The organism is Paenibacillus sp. RRE4, from assembly GCF_031844205.1.
GTDB classification, from domain to species: Bacteria; Bacillota; Bacilli; order Paenibacillales; family Paenibacillaceae; genus Paenibacillus; species Paenibacillus xylanexedens_B.
In genome coordinates this window covers 147,465-159,735 of record NZ_JAUZUT010000005.1, presented here as the reverse complement: position 1 = coordinate 159,735, position 12,271 = coordinate 147,465, and the positions used below count along the sequence as shown (strand labels likewise).

Genomic DNA, 12,271 nt, shown 5'->3' with positions numbered 1-12,271 from the left:
CCCTTCTTAAACGTAATAGGTTATTCACATGAATCAGTAGATATAATACCTTGAACAAGCCGTACAAATCGGAAGCATATTTTTTTTCATATACGCGCGATACTCTTTGTAATTGTCACTGCGCCAAATATCCATCAAATTCTCTTCGTTAACGTTGCCGAAGGTCAAATCATAGAAGGCATGGCAGGGCGAAACATCACCTCTTGCCGTAATCTCCGCATAGGTCCATGGAAGAGAGCAACGGTTTCGTTTATCCGCCATCTGATGGAATTGTCCCGAGAAATAGTTATGCAAATTCGGTTCATCTATCGTCTTCGGATAGGTGATCACATCGATACTGTTTTTCAAGCAATACTCTTTAACATTATTGAGCTGTCTCGTCAATTCGGGAATATCGATCTGGCTGAACGAACCGTTGTCTTGCCAGACCATCCCCTTGGCATAGGGAGCTTCATGCACGCCGAATTCCTCACGAAGAACATCCACATATTGGGCATACTGCTCTTCCGTGGCATAGAGCTGCACTTCCATGCTGATATGATCCAACATGGACAAGTCGATATGCTTAAAGAAAAATTCCTCGACGTACATATAGGTCAAGGGCGTAATGATAAAGGATACACCCATCTTCGGAAATTGCTTGCCTTTGCTTTGCCGAAGCTCATAGAGCTTCTCGATTCCTTTGATTACTTTCTTGAATACGCCTTTCCCCCTCTGCCTGTCGTTGATTTCCTCAGGGCCATCAAGCGATATCCAGATCTTATTGGGCGGAGTCTCGACTAACATCTCGGCATGTTTCTCAAGCAGTGTGCCGTTCGTAGGGAAGTCCGCGATGCTTCCATAATGATTGATCATGGCGAGAATGTCGCTCAGCCAAGGGTACATCAGCGGTTCGCCGCCGAAGAAATCGTAATACGGCTTGCCGGGACTGCACTCGACGATGATCTTTTTGATCAGCTCCGGGTCCAGCTGCGCTAATGTTTTTTTGCTTTTGTAGGGTCCTTCGAGTCCCCACTCATAGCACATCTTGCATCGCAAATTGCACTCCTCCAGCAGCTGCAAGACGATCCATCTCGGATAGCTTACCGTATCCTTGGCAACACTCAATTGATTTAAGCTCATCGCATAACCCCCCTCTGCCCTTGAAATCTCACTTCTTCGTTAACGCAAACCTAGAACAATAGTGATCCACATAATTCGTCCGTTCACCGGGTCTGTTCTTGATCGCTTGATGCATCTCTTTAAGGATATCTACAGAAAAATCCATCTCTCGCCACTTCTCGTAGCGTATTCCGAACCCAAGCGACTCCCACAATTCCAGATTACTAAGCTCATGACTGCCGAAGGGCTCCAGAAGAATAAGAGGGGTTTCGGTGGCAAGCGAGTCGATCAATGTGCCTGCTCCCGGCTTGGCCACGATAGCCATCGCCTCAGAAGCAACGTCAAATAACCAATGATGATCAGCCTCAGCGGTATATGAATTCGTATCTTCTCCTGCTATTTCAATGTACGGCGGAAATTCGTGCAGGCCGTTCGCGCTCTTCACCCAAGAACACCATTCCGGATCGTTCATCCAATATCGGTGCTCGGGATCGGGCTTCGCTTCCTTCCAGTCGTAAGCTACAATATCAAGCCCATAGTTATGACTGGCAAGCTCTGGAATTGTACTTTGATAAGTGCCCATCCCCCAGCCGCCGCCATGAACAACAAGCCGCCGCTTTCTTGATTCGAAAGGCAGCGTCGTACCAGAAAGAACCGGGATTTCGTATCGAATCGCCATCTTTTCGGTGTCATAGAGACAAGCATTGTAATAATGCTCCTCATATAGGGGATGAAACTTCTTCAGACTCTTCCAGGACGGGGCCAAATCTGAATCGACGTAGAGCAGGTCTACATGAATTGGATTCGGCAACATCTTCTCCCTATACAAATCCAGAACATAGATCCAGTGTCCGGACAGCGATATGAATTCGTAGCGTTCTTCCGCTTTCCACGTCTCCAGCAATAGCTCAACCTGGGCGTAATCTATACTACTGCGGATATCCATCGGCATTCGGGCCGAAAAATTGGCAAGTGCGAAATTATTGTGGTACGCCGTCCTGCTGTCTGCAATATGCTCCCTCTTGTCATGCTCCAAATAGCTTTCGAACACAAGCACTTCGGTTGCCATATCCCTTTTCCCGAACTCGCTTGCAGCTAACAGTCCAGGAATATAAAATCCCAGACCGAAACCCGAGCATAGAATTGTTACTTTCCGCTTCCCCATAAACTCTCTTCCTCCATCCATGGTTTCAAGCACTTCGGAATGCATCAGCGGGCGATCTTGAAGGATAACGACAACAGAACCTCCTTAAGTTTCGCGGACAAACGTTCGTTATCCCCTGTCCCCTCGATCAGCGAATAATACAATCTGCCCTTCACTTGCTTATTCCGGTTCCCCTTGCACTCGCTGACGACCTTGTTAATAAAGAGTGTATTCGCGCTTAACGGTAGCATGCCAAACCCTTGATCAGGCTTATATAGAACACCCTCGCGGTCCAGCGATTCCAGCAATTGATCGAAGGATACATCCCCTGCAAACTGTAAGGTCGCATGTGTCATACTCCCGGCCGTATCGTGCTTCTCGAGATACCGATCAACGTAATGCTTGATCAGACTCATCGATCTTCTGGCATTGACCTCAACAATCGGAACGATGCGTCCGTCTCTTAGCAACATCGAATCGATACATACGTCGCCGTGATAACCCGACTGGTAAAGCTCGCGGGCCGCCAGCTTCATTACATCAAAGTACTCCGCTTCGTGCAGCATTTGAAGTAGCCTGTCATCGGCTGTATAGGAGCCTTGGTAAGCGAAATCGTGATTGACCAATTGCTGCACAGAGACATGCCGGTACGTACCGTCCGGATCAATGTGGAATTGGCAAGAGAAATCCAGCTCCTTGAAGAGGAACGGCTCAATAATAAACCGAACCGTTCTTCCCTTTCCGCACTGATCGGCAAGATAGGATGTGACCCGCCGCAGAATTGCTTCCGACTCGATTAGCAAATTCCCCTTCCCGGATACCCCAAACTCATCTTTGATCAGAAAGGGGCCTTGTTTCAGCAGAGCCAAGCCGCTTGACAGCAGCTCTTCGTGGGAATAGACCGTCTGGCTGTCACACCGAAGCCCAAGGCGACGGTTCAATTCGGTTGAATACAGCTTAGAATTAACCGTCTGAACCGTCTCGACAGCTGGACAATCCTGTTCCAACCCGAAACGCGCGGCAGCACGGTCCGCTCCCGGAATGACCGCAAAAGGCGATAACCGGGCGCCGTTCAGCCAGTCTGGATCTATGTCACCCACATGATCAGTTGCGGTGAGCAGGTCGAATATATTGGCGGTTCTGCCTGCGCTTCCTGCATCAGGACTCTCAAGATCGGTTGAATTGGACAGAAATCGGAATCCGATCTCATGCAAATACGCTTTATGAGAAGCGTTCATTCGATAACGGGTAATAAGCCTATCCTGCTCCCCGCAAAATGGGAAAAGCAACTCATCCATGGCCATCACGACATTCTCCATTTGAGGATCGTTAAACGACGGCAGTTTGGCTTGATTAGGGTCGCGCCAGAAGCGTTCCGCGTCAAATGTCCCGATAACGAGCTCGAACTTGCGTCTATCGTTCATGCAGATGCCGTCTTCTGCAGTTCCGAGATATAATTGCAGAAGATTGTAACCGATTCCATGCAATCGAAGTCGAATTGTTCGAAATCGATCTCAATACCGAAGTGCTCCTCCACCTTCAATAAGAAAGTAATGAGCTGTAAAGAGTCCATTCCCCCGTCTTCCATGATGCTGGAATGCCCGTTCAAGCTGTTTTCCAGCTGGGCGTCATCCTTGACTTCACTTATCATCGCTATGATCTGTTCTTGCATAGGTACCTCCCGTGTAATGGATATATTGAACCTGGTAATACTGGATCGTTCTAGCGAGTGCCTCATGGAGTTCTTTCAAAAATTTGCGAGAATTCAAGGAGGGCAAGTTCCTGCGTATTCCCAAATTGACAGGCTGTTCATACGTGATGCCCAGAAATCTTATAACCCCTTCCAGCAAATCGTCGATATACTGAAAACTTCTCGTCTGTCTGTTAGGTATGGTTCTGTGGCATGAATCACAAGATGTCGGGTAAAATACTAGGAGAGATTCTTGGGTGAGTGGATTTGTTGTGGTTGTACCGGAAAAAGGGCATGAAGCCATGCGGATCGCCTGAAAGACAAGAAGGAAATAGACTGTCAGCAAACGGAAGCTTTAAGACAAGGGCAACGGTTTGGATTACTCAATACGCTGTATCGCAACGTTTATAATCCCGGCATCACTCCCTCCAAAAAATGCCCTGATCACTCAACATTACTGAATGTCTACCTTCTTCAGCCATCGTTCAAGGAATATGGATTCTTCATTTTCTATATTCGTAATCAGCGTTTGTAAGCTTTCGGAAATATTCGTATCCCTTGTCAAATTATATTTAATCGCTAGATTCACAAGTATCTTTGCTTTAAGTTCAATGGCTGTGAATTCATCTATATGCTCTTGATTTAATTCAATTAAATGCCGATTATCGTACAAGTACTTGAGTCTTAGCGTCATGATCTTCTTATGGTCATAAAGTAAATGAAAGGGTCTTATATCGAGCTGCGACTTATGTTCCGATGTCTCTTTCGCATAATTTAGTAGAGTTGTGTATATTTGCATGCCGAAGTCAAGATTATGCCTGTCGCCCCCATAGTTGAACATCTCCCAATACTCCGGCGTTTTGTTAGTGAAATAGTTTCTTATAGAACTCACCAGGGTATCTGCACTGAATTGATCCTGATGCTGCTCATTAAATGTATACAGATAAACCATTTCTCTAAGATAATCATGATTGGTTGTTAGATGATTCATGTCGAACGCAAGCTGGAAATCAGTAAATGATATCTCAGCCTGACTATACACGCCGTTCTTAAAGAAATCGGAAACATACAATATCTCTCTATCCAAATCATAGCCGTAAACAAATATGTCATGATGCAATTGAAGTTTATTGTAGCGATCGCTTAGGGGCACGTAGAAATAATTGACCATGGTGTGCACATAGTTATTCGCATTAATGTTTTCTATAATAAAATGAATAACCGAGTCCCATTTCTTTGTTACCGTATCTCTATGTATCTTTTGAGTCGTAATCCATTTGCACGAATCCGAAGGCCGCAGCTCATAAGTCACAGGGAAATAAAAATCTCCCCAATGATGTTTGTAATCTTTGTTAATATATAATTGGATATAATTGCTAAATATCCATGGATGTGTGCACTCGTAATGGGTAAGTATGGACAAGAGATGAGCATGCTGCGTATAGGTTGTAATCATCGGATAACTGACCGGCAATATTTTGCTGCCTAACGTATGAGTTGAATTTTTCAACCTTTCGTTCACCCCTGGTTATTTGGTTAAATAGCTCAAAGATTCCGAATCAGTATATCTCATTGAGCAATAAGCGCTTCGTGCTTGCCCTGTCCAGTTTTCCTGTTTTGGTTTTTGGAATGTCATCTATAATCCTCCATTGTCTAGGCACTTTATATGATGACAAATGAAAATTGCAATGTTGTGTCAGTGCATCTATATCAATCAGGCATTCATTATAAACTTTCAGAAATGCGACGGGCACTTCGCCTAACAGATCATCGTGTACGCCAACAACCATTACCTCCTCCACTTCCTTCAAGCCGTACAAAAATTCCTCGATTTCTTCCGGATAGATATTGATCCCGCCGGATATAATGATATTCTTCTTTCGGCCTGTGAGGATGAGACACCCTGATTCATTCCAATATCCCAAATCTCCTGTCTTTAACCAACCCTCAACAATGGTAGCGTTCGTTAACTCCGGGTTTTTGTAATAACCAAGCATCACATTCGGGCCCTTGACCCAAATTTCTCCGATCGCTGCTCCTTCAATCTCATTCTCTTCTTCGTCAACAAGACGAATAGAAACGTCATTGATAGGTGTTCCACAGGATAAGCAGCGCTCTCCCCGTTCCATCATGCTCACCCGCGGAGAAGCTTCGGTCAATCCATAGGTTTGAATAATGTCCGCGTGAGGAAATACAGTCTGAAGATGGTCTACTAATTTTGCGGGAGTCGCCGCACCGCTAATTACAATAAATTCAATGGAATCAAAGGCACTCCAGTTCTTTGTCTGATGGAAATCGGAAACAAAGTGCATCAATTGCGTAGGCACCACTGAGAATGCCGTGACCGCCTTATTCTGAAACAGTTTAAACGCTGTGCGCGGCAGCATGGGCAAGCTGATAAGTTTAATTCGGGTTCCATATAACATGCAAGAAATCAATTGCGTGACAATCGTAGAACTGAAATGAACGGGCATCGTTACAAGAAACGAATCCTGATCCGTATACCCCACCTTTTCGCCATGTGCGAGCGCATTCGTTAATACATTCCAATGGGATAACATAACGATTTTAGATTTTCCGGTTGTGCCCGATGTAGGAAGGAGAATCGCACATTGATTGGGATCGGACTGATTGGTTAACGAGATCGATTCAAACGAAGGCATTGGTTCTTGCGATAAATCCTGGGCGGTCACCCAGGGAATGTCGCAATTTAAATGCGCAGGCTGTGCATATTTGCTGATAACCAGTTTGGCGTCACTGGCATTTAAAATATTTTCGATTTCAGTATTGGATGCCGAATAAGGAACCGGTACGAACACATAACCGCAGAATTGAATACCAAGCGCCGCAAAAATGAACAAGGGCTCATTATTTGTGTATAATGCAAGATGACTTCCGGACTCAAGCTCAAAATTTTTGCGGATATATAGAGCAATCAAATAAGCTTCTGTCATCACATCTGCGTAAGTCCATTGCTGCTTCAGATCTTCAAGGATAATATGATCTTGGCGATCAGAGGCCTCCAGAAATAAACGCTGAATGATCGTCATCATAGCGTTTTCTCAGTCAAATAATTAAGGATTAATCCAGCCGTGGAGAACTTCTCAAATAACAGATCTTCATCAGGGATCGAGATGTTAAACTTCGATTCCACTAAAACAATAAGCTTGACGAAGCCTACTGAATCGATCCCTTGGTCCAACAAACGGGTATCATGATCTTCCGGATAATCGATGTCCAGCTCAGCAAAAATTTCATCTCTCAAGATCAATTCTATTGTTTTAGACATCATGTTTCCTCCGTTAGATAATCTTTAGAAAAAGGCTGATTAAAGAGGATCGTATACGTGATAAGCAAGTGAGAGTGATTGTGAAGAAGAATAAGTTCATAACGATATACAAGGTGAATTTGTACTGAAAGAGTTGTTTACAGAGTTGTATGCAGAGATGCTGCAATTCATGTTGGAGGCGGAGTATGACACGATGCAGGACATAAAAAGCTTGACGCGAAGAGTACAACGACGGAAATAATTGAGGGTTACCATCGTCAACATCGCAAAACCTAAAGAAAAAAGCATTTTCCCAAGCAATGAAGCGTTGCTGAAAATGCTCTACAAAACTACGATAAATGTCGCTTGTAAATGGTCAGGGCGTGTACAAAACCGGGACGAAGTCCCCCATCACCTCTCCATTTTCTTCCTCGACGTGATCGAATTATATTGCGTAAAATTTTGCTTGGGGAGCGTTTACACTAGTGATTTACAGCACTAAGCGATTGATATATTAAATATAATTACATATATGCCAATTGTCAACAGTTTTGAAAAAACCCGTTGATGCCAAGGAAGATCTTCAAAGTAGTCTGCGGAGCTGTCAAGAACGAACGTCAATCATTTAAAGAGAACGGCTTTACTTCTAACTGAAATTGCTCACGAACACACAGTGTATACAAAATCAGTAATTACTTCATTATTACAGGCACAAAAAAAGACACGGAAAAACAACTCCGTGCCTGTATCAAACAATTATTCCGCTTCACCGGACTGCAAATTGAAGGTCAACAATTCTTTAAGCAGGCACTTCAAAGACTTATTCCAATAATTGAAGTTATTAAAAATGGTTTAATCAAATCCATACATTACATATTTGCCGTCCTCGATTCATAAGGAAGATGGAGCAACAAGAGGCGTAGAAATTAATCCTGCCCCTTCCATTTTAGCAAAGCAAAACACTCAACATGCACCGTATGCAGGAACAAGTGGGAGTTGTTTTGTTTGAATTGGCGAGGTTCGTCAATAAGATCAACATAAACACTTGGTACCCATATAACATAATTTTACTATTAAAACTGACAAGGGAACAAACAAAAAAGCGACCTCCAAGTCCTAGTTAAAAGGGGAAGTTTATGAAAATAAAAAAATAGCGGCTTAAGGGAGTTAAGTCCCTAAGCCGCTATTTTTTAGTGGTTTCTGTATTCAGATTTCAATTTCACCTTGATAATTCGTTCAGAGTCGATAGGGTCACCGTCTATATTTTTGAGTAAATTTCCGCTCTTGTACACTGGCTGTTGTTAACTCTGGATTCCTTGAGTATTCCTCATCTCGCCAGCAACCCACTATTTTTACTACTTAAAATAGCAACAAACTTCTCGAACGTACTGTGCTCTTCAATGTTCAATCCATCCAACATATACCCCAGTTCCTCTAATTCGGCTTCCAGCTTTATTGCCAATAGAGAATGACCACCTAATTCAAAAAAGTCATCCGTAAGTTTAATGCAATTTGTCTCAAAAAGGAGCCCCCAAACCTGTGCGACCTTCCATTCTAGATCAGAGTAGGTTCCGTCCATTCGGCCTTCTAACCTTACCTCAACGGCATTGTTCTGGGTCTGAGGCTTCATCTCATCTATAAAACGAGGATTTAGACTTCCGATGCCCACTGTTGTAAAATCGGCCCCCAGCACGCTCTCGAAAAGGCTAATCGCAGTCTTCGTATTGATATCATTGAAAATATTGCTTTCACTAAACCCGTACTTAACGGCCATGCCTGTTTCCTTCCATGCCGGCCAATTCAGCGTTAACGTACTCTTCTCTAGCCTCTTGCGATAATAGGCATACGCATCCATATAACTGTTGGCTGCAGTGTAATCACCCTGACCCCCATGACCGTGGTAAGTCATTGCCGAAGAAAACATAATGAAGAACTCAAGCGGGTCTTTCGCTGTCAATTGGTCAAGCAGCCATGTCCCTTGAATTTTGGGAAGTAACACTTCATTGAAAGCATCCTCGCTTTTGCGAATGATCAGGCCCTGGCTCGCTACACCTGCTGCATGGATAATCCCGTTTATTCTGCCATACGTGCTCCTTAATTCCGCCAAGGCTGCACTTAGACCATCCGCATCGGAGATGTCCGCTTGAAGAATATGCACATGTCCACCTATTTTTTCAATTTCCTGCAACATGATTAATTTTGAAATGATAGTATCTTCTTCATTTTGTTCAATGATATCTCTCCACAAATTTTTCTCGGGGAAAGGTTTCCTGCTCAACAGGGCGATATTGACCTTGGCTTTCGAGGCGAAGTATTTGGCAAACTCCAATCCCAATCCGCCTGTTCCACCGGTTATTACATAAACGCCTTCTTCTTTGAGACTAATCGATATTTCTTTCGGTGCAGGAAGCGGCACTTGGTCGTAAGTACCCTTATATCGCACGCCATCGCGATATGCAATAATTTCAGACTCCTGAATCAGAATTTCGTCATGGAGTTGTTCCACAGTGAATGTGTCATCGATATCGAGCGTACGGCACGTTACTTCCGGATATTCTTTAACAACGACTTTACCTAAACCGATTAGTGCAGCATGAGTAGGTTTTAGCAGGGTCTCCCGGCCTGTCACTTGATTCACATGGTCTGTCACAAGCATGAGATCAATCGGGAGGCGACCCCGGATCGCTTTCATCGCTCTTACAATATGAAATAAGCTGTTTACCCCCCTCGCAAGCTTCGCGTTTAATTGCCCTACGTCCGATGGATTACCCGCACCGTCCATACTGCAAAGGTGAATAATCCGATTTACAACCGGCAGTTCGGCGAATAACCGTTCATAGTCCTCTTGGGAACCCGAGATCGCATACTGGTCTTCTTCCATACGTCGGTAAGCCGATCCCAATCTGACCGCAACTGTTTGTTTACCCTCTTTTCTGAGTTGCTCCACGATTTGTTTCGAGAGATCTGTTTCGCCTTGAATGACCAACGTTACTTTATCTGCCTCGATCCTGTTCGTGCCTTTGCTTGCTACTGATGGAATCCACTTCATTTCAAATGCACACTCGTTAGGGACGGTCGGGTCAGCCGTCACTATTTGGGGGCGATGATTTGTCGTAAATACCTCAGCCCAATACCGTTTCCGGTTAAAAGCGTACACAGGAATACTTACCCGTCTTCGTTGCTTATCAGAATATAAAGAAGTCCAATCTACTTGCGCGCCCCTCACGTATAATTGGCATAATTCGCTTAAATCCTTTAACGGTTCGCTCCGCTGCCCTGACTGTCTGAGCAAAGCTATTCTCTGATCAGCCTCTTGTTTAAGATTCATTCCTTCACTCGGTTCGGTCACTCCATAATAGATCCCCCGCTCAGCATCCCCCTTCAAACCAAATTGTCCGATTTCCAATATTTTCTTCGCGAAATCTTCTTCACTTTCAACACTGAATGCTAATCTATACGAATAATGCCCTCTTCCCACATTCGCTGTATAGCACAAATCTTGAATTGAACAAGCGATTCCCCGTTGAACCATTTCGACGTATCTATCTACTAACTCCCTTAAAGAAGACTCGTTCTGGGAGGACAATGTGAATATCTCCGGCTGCCATTGCTCGACAACGGTTTGCTGCAGTTCAGGAGCCTCCTCTAGAACGATATGACAGTTGGTACCGCTGAATCCAAATGAACTGATTCCTCCCCTTCTAGGCTTACCGTCACTCTCCCATGGCATGAGCTTGTCATTCACATATAGCGGAGAGTCCGTAAAATGGATGTATGGATTGGGCTGATCGAAATTGATGGATGCAGGAATGTTCTTATGACGCAGTGCTTGCACGACCTTTGTGACCCCAGCTAGACCTGAAGCTGCAACTGTGTGTCCGATATTAGACTTTACTGAACCGATCGCACAAAATTGTTTCTTATCTGTAAATCTCTTCATGGCGTTGAAGATCGCTTTAGTCTCGATAGGATCTCCTATCAATGTTCCCGTGCCATGGGCTTCAATATAGGAGATCGTTTCCGGGTTGATCTTTGCATTTTTCCAAGCAGACATCAGCAGTTCTTCCTGTGCTTCCGGGCTCGGTGCAGTTATTCCATTCGATGCTCCATCATTGTTAGACACGCTAGTGAGAATGACGGCTTGGATATTATCCCTGTCAGCCAATGCCTTTCGTAACGGCTTCAACACCACAGCACCTACCCCTTCGCTGAGTACGGTGCCTGTGGCTTTTTTATCAAAGGTCCTGACGATGCTGTCTTGTGACGTAATCATGCTGAACATACCATCGCCCTTTACCGGAAAATAGATGAGATTGACGCCACCTGCGATAGCGGTGTCGCATCTTCTGTCCCTTAAGGCGCTGCAAGCTTCATGAATGGCCACCAAACCAGACGAACAAGCGGTATCGACGACAACTGAAGGGCCTTTCAAGTTAAAAACGTAAGAGATCCTACTGGATAAAATGCCGGTATAGGACCCCGTAAGGTGCAACAAATCCGGTTCAGCCATTAACTTATAGAAAGGGATATCTGTGTGGTCACGCCCGATAAATACTCCCGTATTGGATCCATGTAGGCTCTCTCCCCCATAACCCGCATCCTCAAGCGCTTCATATGTGGATTCCAGCAATAGTCGTTGGTGAGGCTCCATACATCGTGCTTCCTTGGCTGAAATAGAGAAAAACTCTGCATCGAACAGGTCGATTCTGTCCAAAAATCCTCCAGGCCCATATGCATCGTTTACATTCATTCCTTCAGTAAGAACCGCTTTATACAGGGCTAAGCTCAATACATTGTTTTGGAGTACATTGTTGATATCCTCCCGTCTATGGGCAGGAAAGGAGGACACGCAGTCCTCCCCATTTGTCAACTTCTCCCAAAATTTTTCGATATTTTCGCTCCTCGGATATCTGCCTGACATACCAATAATCGCGATGTGTTCCTCCCCTGCATCAGACAGTACCTGCAACTCCTCCAACATCTGCTTTGCAAGGTCGGGGGATAGATTTCGGTTTGCAACTTGTTCATAAATATACCTCTGCGTATTTCGCATCTGGCTGCTCCTCTC

The 12,271-nt window shown here is 44.6% G+C and carries 8 protein-coding genes; all 8 read right to left on the bottom strand.

What is annotated here, in order from left to right; genetic code table 11:
- Positions 1–33: 33 nt before the first annotated feature.
- Positions 34–1,122 (bottom strand): radical SAM protein, encoded by a 1,089-nt coding sequence (locus Q9R46_RS21870; RefSeq protein ID WP_311281757.1) that lies wholly within the window; start codon positions 1,120–1,122, stop codon positions 34–36.
- A gap of 28 nt (positions 1,123–1,150) precedes the next feature.
- Positions 1,151–2,266 (bottom strand): glycosyltransferase family protein, encoded by a 1,116-nt coding sequence (locus Q9R46_RS21865; RefSeq protein WP_311281756.1) that lies wholly within the window; start codon positions 2,264–2,266, stop codon positions 1,151–1,153.
- Positions 2,267–2,310: 44 nt separating this feature from the next.
- Positions 2,311–3,669 (bottom strand): ATP-grasp domain-containing protein, encoded by a 1,359-nt coding sequence (locus Q9R46_RS21860; RefSeq protein WP_311281755.1) that lies wholly within the window; start codon positions 3,667–3,669, stop codon positions 2,311–2,313.
- Complete coding sequence (locus tag Q9R46_RS21855; protein WP_145335759.1) at positions 3,666–3,917, bottom strand: acyl carrier protein; 252 nt, start codon at positions 3,915–3,917, stop codon at positions 3,666–3,668. The genes Q9R46_RS21860 and Q9R46_RS21855 overlap by 4 nt, the downstream gene beginning before the upstream one ends.
- 472 nt (positions 3,918–4,389) lie before the next feature.
- Complete coding sequence (locus Q9R46_RS21850; protein ID WP_311281754.1) at positions 4,390–5,445, bottom strand: hypothetical protein; 1,056 nt, start codon at positions 5,443–5,445, stop codon at positions 4,390–4,392.
- Positions 5,446–5,494: 49 nt separating this feature from the next.
- Positions 5,495–6,988 (bottom strand): class I adenylate-forming enzyme family protein, encoded by a 1,494-nt coding sequence (locus tag Q9R46_RS21845; RefSeq protein WP_311281753.1) that lies wholly within the window; start codon positions 6,986–6,988, stop codon positions 5,495–5,497.
- Complete coding sequence (locus Q9R46_RS21840; RefSeq protein WP_311281752.1) at positions 6,985–7,224, bottom strand: phosphopantetheine-binding protein; 240 nt, start codon at positions 7,222–7,224, stop codon at positions 6,985–6,987. Before Q9R46_RS21840 ends, Q9R46_RS21845 begins: the two co-directional genes overlap by 4 nt.
- A 1,306-nt stretch (positions 7,225–8,530) precedes the next feature.
- A complete protein-coding gene (locus tag Q9R46_RS21835) occupies positions 8,531–12,256 on the bottom strand; it encodes a type I polyketide synthase (protein ID WP_311281751.1) in 3,726 nt (1,241 codons plus the stop codon).
- Positions 12,257–12,271 lie beyond the last annotated feature (15 nt).

Excerpts from the sequence above, each read along its gene's own strand:
- Q9R46_RS21870 (WP_311281757.1), bottom strand. The coding sequence starts at position 1,122 with ATGAGCTTAAATCAATTGAGTGTTGCCAAGGATACGGTAAGCTATCCG.
- Q9R46_RS21865 (WP_311281756.1), bottom strand. The coding sequence starts at position 2,266 with ATGGGGAAGCGGAAAGTAACAATTCTATGCTCGGGTTTCGGTCTGGGA.
- Q9R46_RS21860 (WP_311281755.1), bottom strand. The coding sequence starts at position 3,669 with ATGAACGATAGACGCAAGTTCGAGCTCGTTATCGGGACATTTGACGCG.
- Q9R46_RS21855 (WP_145335759.1), bottom strand. The coding sequence starts at position 3,917 with ATGCAAGAACAGATCATAGCGATGATAAGTGAAGTCAAGGATGACGCC.
- Q9R46_RS21845 (WP_311281753.1), bottom strand. The coding sequence starts at position 6,988 with ATGATGACGATCATTCAGCGTTTATTTCTGGAGGCCTCTGATCGCCAA.
- Q9R46_RS21840 (WP_311281752.1), bottom strand. The coding sequence starts at position 7,224 with ATGTCTAAAACAATAGAATTGATCTTGAGAGATGAAATTTTTGCTGAG.
- Q9R46_RS21835 (WP_311281751.1), bottom strand. The coding sequence starts at position 12,256 with ATGCGAAATACGCAGAGGTATATTTATGAACAAGTTGCAAACCGAAAT.